16 protein-coding genes and 1 pseudogene are annotated in these 17,437 nt (G+C 67.8%); 2 read left to right on the top strand and 15 right to left on the bottom strand.

Translation table 11 applies throughout. From position 1 onward, the window contains the following. Window positions 1–57: 57 nt before the first annotated feature. Complete coding sequence (locus BOX37_RS09825; protein ID WP_206045796.1) at window positions 58–753, top strand: MerR family transcriptional regulator; 696 nt, start codon at window positions 58–60, stop codon at window positions 751–753. A gap of 23 nt (window positions 754–776) precedes the next feature. Here BOX37_RS09825 and BOX37_RS09820 read toward each other — a convergent pair whose 3' ends face one another. The 4 genes from BOX37_RS09820 to BOX37_RS09805 all read right to left on the bottom strand — a co-directional run bounded on the left by BOX37_RS09820 (window position 777) and on the right by BOX37_RS09805 (window position 4,604). Continuing rightward, entirely contained in the window at window positions 777–1,556 is a 780-nt protein-coding gene (locus BOX37_RS09820; protein ID WP_071927373.1) for an amino acid ABC transporter ATP-binding protein, read from the bottom strand. After that, window positions 1,553–2,491, bottom strand: coding sequence for an amino acid ABC transporter permease (locus tag BOX37_RS09815; protein ID WP_071927372.1), 939 nt, complete (start codon window positions 2,489–2,491; stop codon window positions 1,553–1,555). The genes BOX37_RS09820 and BOX37_RS09815 overlap by 4 nt, the downstream gene beginning before the upstream one ends. A 1-nt stretch (window position 2,492) precedes the next feature. Beyond that, entirely contained in the window at window positions 2,493–3,398 is a 906-nt protein-coding gene (locus BOX37_RS09810; RefSeq protein WP_071927371.1) for an ABC transporter substrate-binding protein, read from the bottom strand. Between the two features lie 126 nt (window positions 3,399–3,524). Further along, the gene (locus tag BOX37_RS09805; protein WP_276207245.1) at window positions 3,525–4,604 is read right to left on the bottom strand and encodes an isocitrate/isopropylmalate dehydrogenase family protein; all 1,080 of its coding nucleotides are present in this window, start codon (window positions 4,602–4,604) and stop codon (window positions 3,525–3,527) included. Between the two features lie 217 nt (window positions 4,605–4,821). Here BOX37_RS09805 and trxA point away from each other — a divergent pair, with 217 nt between their 5' ends. Further along, complete coding sequence (gene trxA, locus BOX37_RS09800; RefSeq protein WP_071927369.1) at window positions 4,822–5,196, top strand: thioredoxin; 375 nt, start codon at window positions 4,822–4,824, stop codon at window positions 5,194–5,196. A gap of 67 nt (window positions 5,197–5,263) precedes the next feature. Here trxA and BOX37_RS09795 read toward each other — a convergent pair whose 3' ends face one another. From BOX37_RS09795 to BOX37_RS09755, 11 genes and pseudogenes are all read right to left on the bottom strand, one after another. Continuing rightward, window positions 5,264–5,686: a 2-keto-3-deoxygluconate kinase gene (locus BOX37_RS09795; protein WP_071927368.1), complete on the bottom strand. Its 423-nt coding sequence runs from the start codon at window positions 5,684–5,686 to the stop codon at window positions 5,264–5,266. 91 nt (window positions 5,687–5,777) lie between these two features. Further along, a complete protein-coding gene (locus BOX37_RS35760) occupies window positions 5,778–5,909 on the bottom strand; it encodes a hypothetical protein (RefSeq protein WP_276207244.1) in 132 nt (43 codons plus the stop codon). 176 nt (window positions 5,910–6,085) lie between these two features. Continuing rightward, the gene (locus tag BOX37_RS09790) at window positions 6,086–6,856 is read right to left on the bottom strand and encodes an acyl-[acyl-carrier-protein] thioesterase (protein WP_071927367.1); all 771 of its coding nucleotides are present in this window, start codon (window positions 6,854–6,856) and stop codon (window positions 6,086–6,088) included. An 84-nt stretch (window positions 6,857–6,940) separates the two neighbouring features. Further along, complete coding sequence (locus BOX37_RS09785) at window positions 6,941–8,275, bottom strand: glycosyltransferase (protein WP_071927366.1); 1,335 nt, start codon at window positions 8,273–8,275, stop codon at window positions 6,941–6,943. A gap of 146 nt (window positions 8,276–8,421) precedes the next feature. Further along, window positions 8,422–11,184 (bottom strand): DNA polymerase I, encoded by a 2,763-nt coding sequence (gene polA, locus BOX37_RS09780; RefSeq protein ID WP_071927365.1) that lies wholly within the window; start codon window positions 11,182–11,184, stop codon window positions 8,422–8,424. A gap of 179 nt (window positions 11,185–11,363) precedes the next feature. Then, window positions 11,364–11,630 carry an acyl-CoA-binding protein gene (locus tag BOX37_RS09775; protein ID WP_071927364.1) on the bottom strand — a complete coding sequence of 89 codons (267 nt, stop codon included), beginning with the start codon at window positions 11,628–11,630 and terminating at the stop codon, window positions 11,364–11,366. A 100-nt stretch (window positions 11,631–11,730) separates the two neighbouring features. After that, the gene (locus BOX37_RS35210) at window positions 11,731–12,426 is read right to left on the bottom strand and encodes an ABC transporter ATP-binding protein (RefSeq protein ID WP_240505398.1); all 696 of its coding nucleotides are present in this window, start codon (window positions 12,424–12,426) and stop codon (window positions 11,731–11,733) included. Window positions 12,427–12,570: 144 nt separating this feature from the next. Beyond that, window positions 12,571–13,524, bottom strand: a pseudogene (locus BOX37_RS35205) (ABC transporter ATP-binding protein); the annotation flags it as partial. Continuing rightward, window positions 13,521–14,939: a branched-chain amino acid ABC transporter permease gene (locus BOX37_RS09765; protein ID WP_071927363.1), complete on the bottom strand. Its 1,419-nt coding sequence runs from the start codon at window positions 14,937–14,939 to the stop codon at window positions 13,521–13,523. The pseudogene BOX37_RS35205 and the gene BOX37_RS09765, both read right to left, overlap by 4 nt. Then, a complete protein-coding gene (locus tag BOX37_RS09760) occupies window positions 14,936–15,973 on the bottom strand; it encodes a branched-chain amino acid ABC transporter permease (protein WP_071927362.1) in 1,038 nt (345 codons plus the stop codon). Before BOX37_RS09760 ends, BOX37_RS09765 begins: the two co-directional genes overlap by 4 nt. Before the next feature lie 65 nt (window positions 15,974–16,038). Beyond that, window positions 16,039–17,196 carry a branched-chain amino acid ABC transporter substrate-binding protein gene (locus BOX37_RS09755; protein ID WP_084759517.1) on the bottom strand — a complete coding sequence of 386 codons (1,158 nt, stop codon included), beginning with the start codon at window positions 17,194–17,196 and terminating at the stop codon, window positions 16,039–16,041. Window positions 17,197–17,437: the final 241 nt, after the last annotated feature.

Raw genomic sequence — 17,437 nt, 5'->3', positions numbered from 1 at the left:
CTAGATAGATATCCCTACTATCCGTTATGGATAGTTAGACTATCTGCGACAGACTCGATGGGCAAGAGGAGCGACGACAACGGAGGCAGCGTGCGGATCTCGGAGTTGAGCGAACGCAGTGGCATCGCGGTGGCGACGATCAAGTACTACCTGCGCGAAGGACTACTGCCCGCGGGCGAGCGCACCAGCCCCAACCAGGCCAGCTACAGCGAGGACCACCTGCGCAGGCTGCGGCTGATCCGCGCGATGATCGAGGTGGGCGGGCTACCGGTGGCCGCCGTCGGTGAGGTGCTCGCCGCGGTCGACACCCCGGAGCTGTCGATGTTCAAGCTGCTCGGTGTGGCGCAGGCCAGCCTGTCCGCACCCACGTCCGTGACGCCGGAGGCCGAATGGGACCGCGCGTACGCGATCGTGCGCGCGGAGATGGACCGGCGCGGCTGGGACATGAGACCGAGCGGGCCCGCGATCGATACCCTCACCTCGGTGCTCGTGCGCCTGGCCCAGCTCGGCTACCCGGCCTGGGGCACCACCGCGCTGCCCAGCTACTTCGACGGCGCGCGCACGATCGCCGAGAGCGACGTGGCGGCGGCGCTGACAGCGGGCAGTCGCGAGGAGATCATCGACGCGGTCGTGGTGGTGACGGTGCTCGGTGACACCGCCGTCGCCGCCATCCGCCGTATCGCCCAGGCACAGGTCTCCCTGGAGCGCCTGGCGTCGGGCGCACCGGAACAACAGGTCTCCGACGGTGGGTAACTCGACAGGCCGGCGGCGGCGGATCAGAGCAGGCGGGACAGGAACGCTTTGGTGCGCTCCTCCTGCGGGTTGGCCAGCAGCTCACGCGGCGGGCCCGATTCGACGACCACCCCGCCGTCCATGAACACCAGCTCGTCGGCGACCTCGCGGGCGAAGCCCATCTCGTGGGTCACCACGAGCATGGTCATGCCCGAGTCGGCGAGCTCGCGCATGACCGTGAGCACCTCACCGACCAGCTCGGGGTCCAGCGCCGAGGTCGGCTCGTCGAACAGCATGAGCTTGGGATCCATGGCCAGCGCACGGGCGATGGCCACGCGCTGCTGCTGACCGCCCGAGAGCTGCGCGGGATAGGCATTGCGCTTGGGCGCGAGCCCCACCCGGTCGAGCAGCTCCTCGGCGCGGGCGATCGCCTCGGACTTGCGCAGGCCGCGGACCTGGGTGGGCGCCTCGATCACGTTCTCCAGCGCCGTGCGGTGCGGGAACAGATTGAAGTGCTGGAACACCATGCCGATGTCGCGCCGCTGGATCGCGGCATCGCGCGGATGCATCTCGTAGAGCTTGCCGTTCTTCTCCCGGTAGCCGACGAGATCGCCGTCCACGTAGAGCCGGCCCGCGTTCACCTGTTCGAGGTGGTTGATGCAGCGCAGGAACGTCGACTTGCCCGAGCCCGACGGCCCTACCAGGCACAGCACCTTGCCGCGCTGCACCTCGAGCGAGACGCCCTTGAGCACCTTCAGCGCGCCGAAGTTCTTGCACACGCGATCGGCCAGCACCATTGGCGGTGTGGTCACTGCTTCGGTCATTTCGCCTTCACCGCCGCCTGCGCCGTGGCCAGTTCCTGCAGCTGCTTGGCCGTCAGCTGCCGGGTGGCACCGCGCGAGTAATAGCGTTCCAAGTAGTACTGCCCGACCATGAGCACGCTGGTGATCGCCAGGTACCAGGTGGCACAGACCAGCAGCAGCGGGATCGGCTGGAAGTTCACGCCGTAGATGTCGCGCGCGCGGCCGAACAGGTCGGTACTGAGCGGAATGGCCGTGACCAGCGAAGTGGTCTTGAGCATGCCGATCAGCTCGTTGCCGGTCGGCGGGATGATCACCCGCATCGCTTGGGGCAACACCGTGCGGCGCATGGTCTGCGTCCACGACATGCCCAGCGCCACCGAGGCCTCACGTTGACCTTCACCGACGGAATTGATACCCGCGCGCACGATCTCGGCCATGTAGGCGGCCTCGTTGAGACCCAGGCCGATCACCGCGAACAGGAACGCCGCCTGCAGGTTCTGCACGTCGAGGTGGAAGAACTGCGGGCCGAACGGCACGCCGAGGTCGATCTGCTTGTAGATCGAGGGCACCAGGCCCCAGAACACCAGCTGGACGTACACCGGGGTACCGCGGAAGATCCACAGATACACCCACGCGGCGGTCCGCAGCACCGGGTTCGGCGACAGGCGCATCACCGCGAGCACCGTGCCAAGACCCACCGCGATCGCCATGGCGAGCACGGTGAGTTCCAGGGTGACGATCGCGCCCTGCGTGATCCGGCTGTCGAACAGGTACCTGCCATAGGTGTCCCACCGGTAGGCGGGGTTCGTGGCCGCACCGTAGGCGAACAATCCGACCAGGATCAGGATGATTGCCGCCGCGATCCAGCGGCCCGGCCTGCGCAGCGGGACCGCTTTGATCGGTTCGGGTTCGGCGCCCGGTCCGGGCACCGTCACCGTGCTGTCCTTCTCGATCACGTCAGCTCACTGCGCCGTTGATCACCGAGGTCTCGATCTGACCTTCCTGCACTCCCCAGTTCGTGGTGATCTCGCCGTACTTGCCGTTGTCGATCAGGTGCTGCACCGCCTTCTGCAGCGACACCGCCAGCGGCGAGCCCTTCTGCACGGCCCAGCCGTAGGGCGCGGAGTCGAACAGCGGGCCCGCGGCCTCGATCTTGCCTTCGCTCTGCTTGATCGCGTACGCGGTCACCGGGGAGTCGGCCGACATCGCGTCGACCTGACCTAGCACCAGCGCGTTGGTCGCGGCGCTCTGTTCGTCGAAGGCCTTCATATCGATGGCGGGCTTGCCCTCGGCGACACACTGGGCGCTCTTGGCGGGAATCTCATCGGTGTGCTCGACCGTAGTGGACTGTACGGCGACTTTCTTGCCGCACGCATTGTTGGGATCGATCGGTTTACCGGTTTGCTGGGCCCACTGGATGCCGGCGGAGAAATAGGTCGTGAAATCGACCTGCTGTTCGCGTTCGCGTGAATCGGTGATCGAGGACATACCCACGTCGTAGGTGCCGGCCTGCACCGCGGGAATGATCTTCTCGAACGAGGATTCGACATAGTCGACCGTCAGTCCGAGGGTGGTCGCGACCGCGTCGAACAGGTCGACGTCGAAGCCGACGATCTTGCCGCTGGCGTCCTTGTACTCGTTGGGCTGGTACGGCACGTTCACGCCGACCACGATCTTGCCTGCCTGCTTCACCTCGTCGGGAACGGAGGCGGCGAGCTCGTCGACCTTCTCCACCGACACCTTGGCCACCTCGGTGCCATCGCCCTCGGTGTTCTCGGCGCAGCCGGAAAGCACCAGGGCACCGCCGGCGACGAGACAGAGCGCGCGCACAGCGCCACGGCCGAGCACAGTTCGAACAGACAAAGGAGCCTCCACATTTCACGTCGACGCCGGCCACGTGTCAGCGCCTGTTTGGCAATGTATGCGAACCGGACACAGCGTGCAGAGACAGTAACCGAAGATTAATCAGCGAATGTGAAAGGGGTCCCTTCACCTCCGATGCACGCGCGCTCTGACCTGCTCGGTGAATTCGCTGGTGGACGCGAGCCCACCCAGATCCGCGGTCGCGATTCCGGCCGCGAAAGTCGCCGCGACCGCGCGCTCGATCCGGTCGGCGGCATCATGGACGGCACGGTCGCCGTCGCGAACGGCCAACCAGCGCAACAGCATCGCCGCCGAGAGTTGCAGGGCCGCCGGATTGGCCCTGTTGTGTCCGGCCAGACCCGGCGCGGCACCGTGCACGGCCTGGGCCATCGCCCTGGTGTCGGAGCAGTTGAGCGAAGGGGCCAGTCCGAGCGAGCCGCTGAGTTCGCCCGCGAGGTCGGAGAGGATGTCACCGAACAGATTCTCGGCGACGATCACGTCATAGGCGCCGGGCTCGCGGACCAGGTGCGCGGCCATCGCGTCGACGTGCTCGTCGTCGACGCGCACATCCGGGTACTGCGTGGCGATCTCGTAGCAGACATCACGGAACAGTCCGGTCGTCATCGGCAGCACGTTCGCCTTGTGCACCACGGTGACCCGCCGGCGGCGGCCCCTGGCCAGCCGCAGCGCCTGATGGGCGATCCGCTCGCATGCCTGACGGGTGATGACCGCGACCGCCATCGCCACGTCCTCGGTCGGCCGGAATTCCCCCGAGCCGGCGAACATGTTGCGATCGGCGTAGAAACCCTCACTGTTCTCGCGCACGATCACCAGGTCGATGTCGGGCGCCGCGGCACGGACTCCGGCGAACGCGACGGCGGGCCGGATATTGGCGTAGAGCCCGAGGCGCTTGCGGATGGCGCCACCGGGTGCCACCCGCATGTCGGTGGGATAGGAAGCGTTGTCGTGCGGGCCCAGGATCCAGGCGTCGAGGTCGGTGAGCGCGACCATGGTCTGCTCGGGCAGCGGATCGCCGTAGGCGGCGATCGCGTCGTGGCCCATCACCAGCGGCACCCAGTCCACCGGCGCCAGACCCGCCGCGGCGACCGCCTCGTCGACGACCGCGCGCGTCGCGGCGACCACCTCGGGGCCGATGCCGTCACCGTCGATCACACCGAGCCGCAGGCTCGCCTTCGCACCGTTCACGCCCACCATCCTCGCCCTGCCCCCGTCCCGCCGCGCGTGCGGGGCGTCCCGACACGCCGTGTCCCGCCCGCGAGCGGGGCGGCCGCCGAATTTTGGGCCGCTGAGGTGGGCTTTCACCACTCGATCAGGGAGGTTCGCTGAGCGCGGTTCGCCATCGGTGGAAGATAGAGGGACGCCACGGCGTTACAGCCGAGGACACCGACAAGGAGAGGACGTCATGGCCACCCAGACGCTGACCCAGCAGAACTTCGACGACATCATCACCGGAAACGACGTGGTTCTCGTCGATTTCTGGGCTTCCTGGTGCGGCCCGTGCCGCAGTTTCGCCCCTACCTTCGAGACCTCCTCGGACAAGCACCCCGATGTGGTGCACGGCAAGGTCGACACGGAGGCCGAGCAGGGGCTCGCCGCCGCCGCGAACATCCAGTCCATCCCGACCATCATGGCCTTCCGCGAGGGCGTGCTCGTGTTCGCCCAGCCGGGCGCGCTGCCGCCCGCCGCGCTCGAGGATCTGGTGACCCAGGTCAAGGGCCTCGACATGGACGAGGTCCGCAAGCAGCTCGCCGAGCAGCAGTCCTCGCCTGCCGAGTAGGTGACACCACACGTCAAGGGCCCGTTCACCTTTCGTGGTGAACGGGCCCTTGACGTCGTTGCGGGGTCTAGCGCGCGAGCAGGTTGACCCCGGCGATCATGGCGCGCACGGTCGATTCCGCGCCGTTGTCGGCCATCGCCGCGGCCCAGCCGCGTCGGCCGTTGAACTCGCACAGCACGAAGGTGGCGGTACCCGCCTCGGTGCGGCGCTGCCGGAATTGCAGGATCTCGAGGGGGTAGCCCTCGTCGTAAAGCGCGGAGGTCATGGCCGCGACGGGGCTGCCGGTGGCGATGACGGTGCGCAGGTGGTCGGTCAGCTCCAGGGTGACGGTGAAATCCGTTCCGGAACAAGACCATTCGCCGAGGGTGACCGGTCCGTCGAGGCGGGTGCACCGGTCGAGGAACTCGGCGGGGTCGATGTCGATGAGCTCGGCGCGCAGCCCGGCGGGGGCGGCGGCGAGCAGGGCATGGTCCAGTGTCAGCAGTGTCATTGCAGGTGAGGTCTTCCCGAAGATCGTCTTCGTTGGCAGGTGGGACCAGCAGAACAATGAAATCAGCCCGCAGCGAGGGGGCTGGTCCGAATCAGACCCCGCTACGGCGGGTTACTACGAGAAGAATCTGCCGGGTAGCCACCGGCGCGGTCAGCGCGGCAGCGGCCGCGCGGTCGCGGTCAGCGACAAGCAGCGCGGCGAAGCGGTCGGCGGGATTCGGCACGATAACGACAATAGGTCGATTGTCTCGAGATCGCAACCTGGTTGACACCCGACGTGTCTACTCGTGAGTACCATCACCGCAGCTCAGCATCGGTTACCTCGCTCACCGTCCGAGCTCGGCGGTCGGTGAGTCCGGCAGCCCCCGTGACCGCGGGCCGAACCAGCCGCGGCCTGAGCTCAGCCGGTCGCGCCGGGCAGGCGCTGGACTGCGGCGAGCGCGCGCGCCGAGCCGTCGACATCGAGTTGCAGGCGCAGGTCCCCGGGGCGCAGGGCGGTGCGCAGGGCGACCTTGTCCCCGATCATCACCGGGCCGACGTGTTCGACGATCGCGCGGTAGGGCAGTTCGTGGCGGTCGGGGTGAGCGGCGATGGCCTCTTCGACGGCTTCCCAGTAGACCGCGTTGTTGACGTGACCGAGGCGGTCCACGTCGGTGACCCGCAGCGGGAACGGCGCAGTCTCGACCTCGGTGTCGTCGAGTTCGGTGAGGGCGGCGCGCCAGCGCAGGCGGTGTTCGGTGGTGGTGGCCAGCATGGGGGCCATGAACGCGTCGCTCATCCGGGCGGGGCGGCCGGTGCTGGGGTCGATGTGGATCAGGAAAGCCGCGGCCTCGATGTGGCCGCCGCGTACCCCGCGCAACTGAATGCGCATGTCGCACCAGCGATTCGACAGAGCGTCGGCCCAGCGGCGGAGCTGGACGCGGTCACCGAACACGATCGGTTCGTAGACGTCGATGACGGTGCGGCGCACGATCCAGGCCTGATGGGTGTCACCGTCGGTGACGGCGTCGAGGTGATCGAACCCGATGTCCTGCAGATACCGGGCCACCGCGTCCAGGCGCAGCCGGTCCTGCCCGTCGGTGTCACCGAGCCGCACCGGCCAGGACGCGGCGAAGGCGCGGGTGATGTCCGGGCAGGCGGGCAGCGGGGTCGCGATGAGTGCGGTGGACATGGGCCTGATGCTGCCACATTTCCCTGGCGCATCCCGAGCCGCGAACGACGAGGTCGGCGACAGCTGACGCGGGTCGGGGATCTCTCAGCGCAGATCCAGCCGCGATTCGACGATGTCGGCGGCGCTGGATACCGCTTTGTCCGGTGCGATCATGGCCGTGGCGAACGCGGCGGCACGCTCGCGGGCCTGATCGGCGAGCAGGGCGGTGAGTTCGGCTGCGGCGTAATCCTCGGTCAGCGCCCGGATCCGCATCCCGGCGCCGACACCGAGGGCACGGACGCGGTCGCCCCAGAACGGTTGATCGGCGGTGACCGCGCAGATCAGGGTCGGCAAGCCGGCGCGCAGGGTGGCGCCGGTGGTGCCCGCGCCGCCGTGATGGATCGCGGCGACGCAGTGCGGCAGCACCGACGAGTGGTCGACCGGTCCGATGAAGAAGACCTCCGGATCGTCGGGGCCGGGGCCGCGCGACTCCCCCACCGCGATCAGGGCCCGGACGCCGGCCCGGCGACAGGCGCCGCGCAGAGTGTCCACCACGGCGTCAGGGTCGGTCAGCGGCATACTGCCGAACGAGATGAACACCGGTGATGCGCCCGCCGCCAGCCAGCCGGCCAGCGCGGGATCGTCGGCGGCGATCTCACCGAGCCCGGGTCTGCTCTCGCACGGCAGGTCGAGGAAGCCCACCACCGGTTTGCCGGCACCCCACTCCTCGACCAGGCCGGGAACCATCGCTGGGTCGTAGCCCTGGATCTGCGGGACGCCCGCGCGACGCAGGCGGCCGGGCAGCGGTGTGCGAGCGGCGGACAGGCCGATACGACGGCGGAAGGAGTTCTCGTTCCAGCCGGTGGCCAGCCAGGTGACGCCGTCGGCGAGCTGCCAGGAACGGCGCTTCCAGGTCGGCGACCAGTCCTCGGGCATGCCGGGGATCGCCCCGATCACGCCGTTCTCCGACATCGGGCCGTAGCGCAGCACCACCAAGGGAACGCCGAGCCGCTCGGCGACGGCGAATCCACGCTCCTGACACAGCGGCCCGACCACGAGCAGGTCGATCTCGGCCAGGGCACCCGCCTCCCGCGCTGCATCGACACCTCCGCCCACTGCCGCGTCCGCGGGCAGGAACAGCTCACACAGATCCGCGTCGAACGCCGCGAACCCCGCGCGTACGGTGTCGAATGCGAACTTCGCGCGCTGCAACGGATTCCGCCCCGACAGCGACTCCTTGGCCGCCGCCGACGTCCACGCCGTGTGTGTGTCCTTGCCGATCGCGACCACTTCGGCCACGCCGGTGTCCTCGGCCAGCCACACCAGATTCGGCGGCACCGCCACCATCACCCGATGCCCGCGGCGCTGCAGTTCCAGCGCCAGACAGACCCCCGGCTGAATATCTCCGCGACTGCCGTAGAACAGCATCGCAATACGCATGTCCACCCACCTGTCCAACCCCGACCCGGTTGTCCACCAGTGACAGCGATCGTCACACATCCCGGCGTGCGGCGCAGCGCCGCACGATCGGCTGAGGGCCCGGCCCCGCGTCGGGCACCCCGGTCAGCGGTGCGGCGGCCGAATCCTCAGTGAGCCGCCGAATCCCAGCTGCGGCCGGTTCCCACGGACACGTCGAGCGGGACCGAGAGCTCGATGGCCTCCGACATCTGGTCGCGGGCCAGTGCCTCCAGGACCTCGCGTTCGCCGTCGGCGACCTCGAAGACGAGTTCGTCGTGGATCTGCAGGAGCATGCGCGAGCGCAGGCCCGCCTCGCGAATCGCGTTCTGCACGTTGATCATCGCGACCTTGATGATGTCGGCGGCGGTGCCCTGGATGGGGGCGTTGAGGGCCATGCGTTCGGCGGACTCGCGGCGCTGGCGGTTGCTGGAGTCCAGGTCGGGCAGGTAGCGGCGGCGGCCGAACAGGGTTTGGGTGTAGCCGACCTTGCGGGCCTGGTCGACCACGTCGGCGAGGTAGTCGCGGATGCCGCCGAAGCGGTCGAAGTAGACCTCCATCTGCTCCTTGGCCTCGGCGGTGCTGATCTTGAGCTGGGCCGAGAGGCCGTAGGAGCTCAGGCCGTAGGCCAGGCCGTAGGACATGGCCTTGATCCGGCGGCGCAGTTCCGGGCTCACCTCCGACAGCGGGATGTCGAAGGCCTTGGACGCGACGAAGGTGTGCAGGTCCTCGCCGGAGTTGAACGCCTCGATCAGGCCCTCGTCCCCGGACAGGTGGGCCATGATCCGCATCTCGATCTGGCTGTAGTCCGCGGTCATCAGTTCGGCGAAGCCGGGGCCGACGACGAAGGTGTCGCGGATCTGGCGGCCGGTGTCGGTGCGGATCGGGATGTTCTGCAGGTTCGGTTCGGTCGAGGAGAGCCTGCCGGTGGCGGCGATGGTCTGGTTGAACGTGGTGTGCACGCGGCCGTCGTCGGACACCGACTTGAGCAGACCGTCGACGGTGACCTTGAGCCGGGTCGCGTCGCGGTGAGCGAGCAGGTGTTCGAGGAAGGCGTGGCCGGTCTTCTCGAACAGCGATTCCAGCGCGTCGGCATCGGTGGTGTAGCCGGTCTTGGTGCGCTTGGTCTTCGGCATGTCGAGCTCGTCGAACAGCACCACCTGCAGCTGCTTGGGCGAGCCCAGGTTGATCTGCTTGCCGATCACCTCGTAGGCGGAGTTCGCGGCCTCGGTGACCCGGTCGGCGAACTGGCGCTGCAACGACTCGAGCTGCGCCACGTCGACGGCGATGCCCGCCTCCTCCAGCTCGCCGAGCACGCCGAGCAGCGGCAGTTCCATCTCGTGCAGCAGCGCGGTCGACTCGATCTGGGCCAGTTCGGCGTCGAGGGCGTCGGCCAGGTCGGCGACCGCGCGGGCGCGCAGCATCTCCTCGCGGGCGATGTCGGCGGCGAGGGTGTCCTCGTCGTCGAGCAGCGAGAGCTGGCCGGAGTCGCCGGTCTCGGCGCGCAGTTCGCGCTTGAGGTAGCGCAACGACAGATCGTCGAGGTTGAAGCTGCGCTGGCCGGGGCGCACGAGATAGGCCGACAGGGCGGTGTCGCTGGTGAGCCCGGCCAGGGTGAAACCGCGCCCGCGTAGCGCGTGCCCGGCGGCCTTGGCCTCGTGCAGGGCCTTGGGCACGGCCGGGTCGGCCAGCCAGGCACTCAGCGCGGTCTCGTCCTCGGGGGTGAGCACGGCGAGATCGATGTAGCCGCCCTCGCCGTCGGCCGCGGCGATGGCCAGCGCTCGCGCGTCACCGTGCATCGGGGTGCCCGTACCGACGATCGAGAGACCATGGCGCACACCGGCTTTCGCGTGCTCGGCCAGCCAGTCGGCGACCGCACCCTGGTCGAGAGCGCCGCCACTGATCTCGAAGCCGGACTCGGCCTCCGGCTCGGGCGAACCGAGCGTCTCGAACAGCCGGTCGCGCAGGACGCGGAATTCCAGGTCGTCGAAGAGCTGGTGGATCTTGTCCCGGTCCCACGGCGCCTTGGCCAGCTGATCCGGCGCGTAGGGCAGCGGTACCTCGCGCACCATCTCGGTGAGCTGACGGTTGAGCACCACGCTGGACAGGTTGGCCCGCAGCGAGTCGCCCACCTTGCCCTTCACCTGATCGACCTTGTCGACCAGGGTGGCCAGATCGCCGTACTCGCGGATCCACTTGGCCGCGGTCTTCTCACCGACGCCCGGGATACCCGGCAGGTTGTCACTGGGGTCGCCGCGCAGCGCCGCGTAGTCCGGATACTGCGCGGGAGTCAGCCCGTATTTGGTCTCCACCTCGGCCGGGGTGAACCGGGTCAGATCCGAGACACCCTTGCGCGGGTACAGCACGGTGACATCGTCGTTGACCAACTGGATGGCATCGCGGTCACCGGTGACGATGAGCACGCGGTACCCCTGGGCCATGGCCTGGGTGGTGAGTGTCGCGATCACATCGTCGGCCTCGTAGCCGTCGATCGCCATCACCGGAATACCCATCGCGCCGAGCACATCCTTGGTGAGCTCGACCTGGCCACGGAACTCGTCCGGGGTCGCACTGCGATTGGCCTTGTACTCCGGATAGGCCTCGGTGCGGAACGTCTTGCGCGAGACATCGAACGCCGCCGCCACATGGCTCGGCTTCTCGTCGCGCAGCAGATTGATCAGCATCGAGGTGAACCCGTACACCGCGTTGGTGGTCTGCCCCGTGACCGTCTTGAAGTTCTCCGCCGGTAGCGCGAAGAACGCGCGATAGGCGATCGAATGCCCATCGAGCAGCAGCAGCGTAGGCCGCTCGCCCTCGCCGGGAGTGGTCGTTGTCGATGCCTCGGCAGTCGTCGGTGAACTCACCCGAGTGAGTCTAGGGACACCCCCCGACATCCCCGAACACCACCACGACTCCCCGCCACACCCCGGGCCCGAAGCGCGTCAGCTACCGCACCCCAGCCCTACACCAACACCGGAGGCCGCCATGACCGCACTCCCGGCCCCGCACCCGCGGCCCCGAGGAGCGGCGGCGAGGCGCCACCGGTCGCCCAGCACACGTCCCCTGGTCGACGTCAGCCGAGAGTGGCCTTCAGTTCCGAGACGAGGGCGATGTACTTCGCCTGCGCGTCTGCGGTCGGCGTGCCCTTCAGATCGTTCCAGGCGTTCCATTTGGCCTTACCGACCAGATCGGTCAGTCCCGGCTTCTTGGTGCTGTTGTCACCCTCGGACCCCTGCTTGAACAAGGCGTAGAGCTTCAGCAACTGCTCGTTGCTCGGCTTCTTGGTGAGCTGCTTGACTTCGACGCTCGCCTGGGCGAACGCCTGCTCGGTGTCGGACATCGGTGATCACTTCCTTCGCTACCGCTGGTTCGAACGCTCACATCCTCGCATCGCTCGGCCACGAGCGGGATCCCGAACCCGGCTCCGCACATCCCTGCACTCAATCCACGCCGAGATAGGCCGACATCACCGCGGGATCGGTGAGCAACGCCGATCCCGCGCCGGTCTTCGTGATCTCCCCGGTTTCCATGATGTAGGCCCGATCACTGCGCGTCAGCGCCTGCTGAGCGTTCTGCTCCACCAGCAACACCGTGGTTCCCCGACTGTTGATCTCGCTGATGATCCTGAAGATCTGCTGAATCACCATGGGCGCCAACCCCATCGACGGCTCGTCGAGCAGCAGCAGCTTGGGCCGGGCCATCAGCGCCCGCCCGATCGCCAGCATCTGCTGCTCACCGCCCGAGAGCGTGCCGCCGACCTGTTTGCGCCGCTCGGCCAGCCGCGGAAACAGCTCGAAGATCCAGTCCAACGTCTGCTGATACTCGGCCTTCTCCTCGAACGGCCGCCCGTAGCACCCCATGTCGAGGTTCTCCAGCACCGTCATGCCGGGGAACACCCCGCGCCCCTCCGGTGCCTGGATGAGACCGGCGACAACCCGGTCGTGCGCCTTCATCATGGTGATGTCGGTGCCCTCGAACAGGATCGTGCCCGAGGTCAGCGGCAGCAGACCCGACAGCGCGCGCATGGTCGTGGTCTTCCCGGCGCCGTTGGCGCCGAGCAGGGTGACCAGCTCGCCCGGCGAGACCGACAGCGAGATGCCGTGCAGCGCCTCGATCCGCCCGTAGTTCACGACCATGTCGCGCACCTCGAGCAACGGTGTCTCGGGCACCACGACCGCGGGCTCGTCCGGTTCCTTCGCCACGACTACCGTGGCGGGCGCCGACGGCGGTGTCGTGCCCTCCGCCGCGGCGACCTCGGCCTCCTCGCGCACCTCGTCGACGGTGTCCGTGTCGGGCACCCCGAGGTAGGCGGCGATGACCGCCGGGTCCTCGCGCACCTCGGTGGGCAGGCCGTCGGCGATCTTGCGGCCGAACTCGAGCACCACGATCCGGTCGGTCACACCCATCACCAGGCGCATGTCGTGCTCGATGAGCAGCACGGTGTAGCCGTCGTCGCGGATCTTGCGGATCAGATCCATCAGCGCCGACTTCTCGCTGGGGTTGAACCCGGCTGCCGGCTCGTCCAGGCACAGCAGTTTCGGCTCGGTCGCCAGCGCCCGCGCGATCTCGAGCCTGCGCTGATCGCCGTAGGACAGATTGCGGGCCTTGTCCACCGCGCGCGGGGCGATACCGACGAACTCGAGCAGCGCCATCCCGCGTTCGATCGCGTCGCGCTCCTCCCTGCGGTGCCGGGGCGTGCGGAAGATCGCGCCGGGCACCGAGGTCGAGTGCCTGGCGTCGGTGCCGACCACCACGTTCTCCAGCGCGGTCATCTCGTTGAACAACCGCACGTTCTGGAACGTGCGCGCGATGCCGAGCCGGGTGATCTCGTTGCGCTTGGTCTTGGCCAGCGGCTTGCCATCGAAGTGCACGCCGCCCGCGGCGGGTTTGTACACGCCGGTGATGGCGTTGAAGCAGGTGGTCTTGCCCGCGCCGTTGGGGCCGATGAGTCCGAGGATCTCGCCGCGGCGGATCTCGAAACTCACCCCGTCCAGCGCGGTCAGACCGCCGAAGCGCACCGTCAGGCCGTCGGTGCGCAGCAGCGGTTCACCGACGGCGGTCTCGATCGCGCGGTGCGGTGCGACCACATCGGCGACCGTCTCGGCATCCCCCAGTTCGGGCAGCACCGCGGTGAGGTCGACATCGCCGGCGCTCTCGGTCTCCGGCGGCGGCCGATAGCCGGCCGCCATGTCCTCGTTGTCGAACAGCGCGTCACCCGCGCCGGGCCCCGTCATCGCTTCGCTCCGATCAGTTCGGCCGGTTTGCGCACGGCCTGGTACACCTGCCTGCCATAGGCGAGCAGCTTCTGCCGCACCGAGAACAGACCCTGTGGCCGCAGAACCATCATCACCACCAGGGCGATACCGAAGTACAGATACTTCAGGTCACCGAGGGACTGCGCGCCGCCCTGGCGGAACAGCAGCACACTGCCGAACAGCAGCAATCCGGCGACCACCGCGAAGATGGCCGTCGCGATCACCCCTCGCCGCGCCCACACTCCCAGGGTGTTCCCGCGTCGTCGCCACAGCAGCCACAGCCCCAGCAGCAGCGCCAGGTCCAGTGCCAGCAGCAGATAGCCGGTCGACTCGTTGGACACCAGTTGCACCGACTGCAGGCGCATCGGCAGGTACGCGATGAGGAACGCGCCGACGATCACGCCGAGCTTGTTGCCCGAACCACCGAGTACGACCGCGCACAGGAACAGCATCGACAGGATGATGTCGAACTGCTTGGGGTTCACATAGGTCACCTGACCGGCGTACATGGCGCCGGAGAGACCACCGACCGAAGCACCGATGACGAAGGCCCACAACTTGAACTTGAAGGTCGGCACGCCCATGATCTCGGCGGCGTCCTCGTCCTCACGGATGGCCACCCACGCGCGCCCGACCCGGCTGCGTTCGAGGTTGCCGATGATCAGCAGCGCCCCGATCACCAGGAACATCCCGAGCCAGAACCACCAGGTGCCGTTATTGGCCCGCTCGAACGGATTCCAGCTGCTCGGATCACCCAGGTTGCCGGGCGAGAACACCCCGCCGGGCATCGATTCGGAGACCGCCACCTCGGGGTAGGCGATCTTGGACAGCCCGAGGCTGCCGTTGGTGAGATCGCCGAGGTTGTCGGCCATCAGTCGCACGATCTCGCCGAAGCCGAGGGTCACGATGGCCAGGTAGTCACCGCGCACGCGCAGCGTCGGCGTGCCGAGGATCAGGCCCGACAGCGCGGTCAGCGCCACCGCGATCGGCACACACGCCACCCACGCCCAGCTCGGCTCCAGCCAGTTGTCGGTCTGATTCCACGGACTGTTCGGGCTGGTGAGCAGGCCGACGGTGTAGGCGCCGACGGCGTAGAAGCCGACATAGCCGAGGTCGAGCAGGCCCGCCTGGCCGACCACGACGTTCAGGCCGATGGCGATCAGCGCGTACATCGAGAACAGCGCCATCACCCCGCCGAAGCTCACCCCCGGGGTGTCCAGCAGCGGCGGCGGGAACACCGGAATCAGCGCGAGCACGATGACGATCGGAATGCCGACCGCCCACTGGGCGGGCCGCGACAGGCCATCCCACCAGCCGCGAATCCCGTCGCCGACACCGGCCCGCTGCGACTCCGACTGCGGCTCCGGCGCGGCGGTTTTCGTGAGGTCGGTCATGCTCTCGCCCTCCCCAGACTCTCACCGAGGATGCCGGTGGGCCGGAACATCAGCACGGTCACCAGCAGCACGAACGCGACCACGTCACGCCATTCGAAGCCGAACAGGATCTGCCCGTACTGCTCGGCGACCCCGAGCAGCAACCCACCGAGCAGCGCGCCGCGCAGGTTGCCGATGCCGCCGAGTACCGCGGCGCTGAACGCCTTGATGCCGAGGATGAAGCCGCCGGAGAAGATGATGCCGGTGGGTACGCGCAGGGTGTAGAGCAGGGCGGCCGCGCCGGCGAGCAGGCCGCCGATGAGAAAGGTCAGCATGATGACCCGCTCCCGCGAGACACCCATCAGCGTCGCGGTGTCGGGGTCCTGGGCGACCGCGCGAATGGCCCGGCCGAACCGGGTGCGGTTGATCATCACCTCGGTGCAGATCGCCAGGAACACCGCGGCGACCACGATCACGATCGCCACATTGGTCACTTCGGCGCCGAGGAAGGTGAACTGCACCTTCGGCTCGACCAGCCGGATGCCGGTCTGGGCGTTGGTGCCGCCGAGGCCGGGCTTGATCTTGGGCAGGATGTAGTGCACGAATTCCTGGATCACGAACGACATGCCGATCGCGGTGATCAGGAAGGCCAGCGGCTTGGCACCGCGCTTACGCAGCGGCCGGTACGCCACCCGTTCGAGTCCCACCGCGGCCACACCGGAGACCGCCATGCCGAACAGCAGGGCGATCCCCAGATAGATCACCGTGAGGACGACGCCCTGGGAATACACGTTCCCGCTCGGGGCGAACCCGAGCAGCTCCAAGCCGACATAGCTGCCGAACATGCCGAGCATGAAGATTTCCGAATGGGCGAAGTTGATCAGCCTCAGCACGCCGTACACCAGGGTGTATCCGACGGCCACGAGCGCGTAGACCGATCCGTAGGTGAGGCCGTCCACGGTCAATCGCCAGAACTGGTCGATCACCCCGGAGACGTTGAAATCGATGGACCCGTCCGCCAACAGGGCCACACCGAGCGAAGCCGCTGATGTCATGGTTTCTCTCGCGTCAGGCGAACGGTGCGCGCGAAATCACCGCGCGCACCGTTCGACAGTGGTGACTACTTGACCTCGTACATCCAGATCTGGACGTTCGCGAGCTCACCGGTGTCACTCCACTTGTACTGACGGGCGATGCCCGCGCCGTCGTAGCCACGGACGAAATCGACCAGCTCGGGCCGGGTGACCTTGCCCGAGTCGATGCCCTTGAGCAGGATCGTGGTCAGGTCATAGCCCTCGACCGAGTAGACGCCGGGGGCCTGGCCGTTGAGCGCCTTGTAGTCGGTGGTGAAGGAATCCGGGGCCGGGGAGCACGGGCACGACAGCACCGTGTCCTTGGCGGACTCACCGGCCTGTCGCACGAACTCGGGGTCGTTGCTGCCGTCGGCGGAGACGAAGGCCGCGGTGATGCCGCCCGAGCGCACCTGCTGGACGAACGGCGCGGACTCGGCGTAGTAGCCGGCGTAGAAGATCGCGTCCGGCGCGGCCGCCGAGAGCTGTGAGACCGCCGCGGAGAAGTCCTTGTCACCTTCCTTGACGTTGACCCCGCAGGACGCGTCCACCGCGGTGCCGGCGGCCTGCGTGAACGCCTGCGCGAGGCCGACACCGTAATCGGTGTTGTCCTGGACCACGCAGATCTTCTGGAAGCCCTTGTCCTTGGTCAGGTAGTTGGCGATCGCCGGACCCTGGGAGTTGTCGTTGCCGAGGCCACGGAAGAACGTCTTCCAGCCGTTCTCGGTCAGCGCCGGGTTCGTGGCCGAGGCGGTCAGCGTCGGCATGCCGGCCTCGCTGAGGATCTGGCCGGTGGCCTTCGTCTCACCGGAGAACGTCGGGCCGATCAGCGCGACGATGCTGGGGTCGCTGACGATGCGCGGAATGACATTGGTGGCGACCTGGGGCTTGCCCTCGGTGTCGAATTCCTTGACCGTCACCTGGCAGTCGGGATTGGCCTTGTTGTGCTTGTCGAGTGCGAGCTTCACACCCATCACCACGTTGATGCCGAGCGCGGCGTTGCCACCGGTCAGCGGACCGGCCATCGCGATGCTGGTCGGCGCGCAGGTGGCTGTGCCGTCACCGGCCGGGTCGGCGGCGGCACCGGAGTCGGTCTGCTCGACCGAATTGCCCTCGGTATCGACCTGAACGACCGGCTGGATGGACAGTTCGGAGCCGCCACCCCCACCGCCGTCGGAGGACTTGTCGCTGCATCCGGACAGCACCAATGACGCGGCAGCTCCGATTACCAGAACTCCTCGCGTCGAACGACTGCGCCATGTCGAACTGAGCACGTCTCACCTCTATGTTCTGTGCTCCCCGGGGTCACCGAGGGGGCCGACCACGTTCAGCCCGGACAGAACATATCGCCGGTGTGTTAGATCCGCATCACATTCGCATCATGTCGGATGCTCGGTGTCCAGTCGTAGTTCACTTTATTGTTTCGCTTACGTAAAGTTCTTCCGCTTT

This window comes from Nocardia mangyaensis, assembly GCF_001886715.1.
Taxonomy (GTDB): Bacteria; Actinomycetota; Actinomycetes; order Mycobacteriales; family Mycobacteriaceae; genus Nocardia; species Nocardia mangyaensis.
Note: the sequence above shows the minus strand (reverse complement) of the source record. Positions and strands in the feature narration are given on the sequence as shown.

Coding starts and splice junctions, on each gene's coding strand:
- BOX37_RS09785 (WP_071927366.1), bottom strand. CDS start 8,275: ATGCGTATTGCGATGCTGTTCTACGGCAGTCGCGGAGATATTCAGCCG.
- trxA (WP_071927369.1), top strand. CDS start 4,822: ATGGCCACCCAGACGCTGACCCAGCAGAACTTCGACGACATCATCACC.
- BOX37_RS09825 (WP_206045796.1), top strand. CDS start 58: ATGGGCAAGAGGAGCGACGACAACGGAGGCAGCGTGCGGATCTCGGAG.
- polA (WP_071927365.1), bottom strand. CDS start 11,184: ATGTCGGGGGGTGTCCCTAGACTCACTCGGGTGAGTTCACCGACGACT.
- BOX37_RS09765 (WP_071927363.1), bottom strand. CDS start 14,939: ATGACCGACCTCACGAAAACCGCCGCGCCGGAGCCGCAGTCGGAGTCG.
- BOX37_RS09795 (WP_071927368.1), bottom strand. CDS start 5,686: ATGACACTGCTGACACTGGACCATGCCCTGCTCGCCGCCGCCCCCGCC.
- BOX37_RS09820 (WP_071927373.1), bottom strand. CDS start 1,556: ATGACCGAAGCAGTGACCACACCGCCAATGGTGCTGGCCGATCGCGTG.
- BOX37_RS09760 (WP_071927362.1), bottom strand. CDS start 15,973: ATGACATCAGCGGCTTCGCTCGGTGTGGCCCTGTTGGCGGACGGGTCC.
- BOX37_RS09775 (WP_071927364.1), bottom strand. CDS start 11,630: ATGTCCGACACCGAGCAGGCGTTCGCCCAGGCGAGCGTCGAAGTCAAG.
- BOX37_RS35210 (WP_240505398.1), bottom strand. CDS start 12,426: ATGGTCGTGAACTACGGGCGGATCGAGGCGCTGCACGGCATCTCGCTG.
- BOX37_RS09790 (WP_071927367.1), bottom strand. CDS start 6,856: ATGTCCACCGCACTCATCGCGACCCCGCTGCCCGCCTGCCCGGACATC.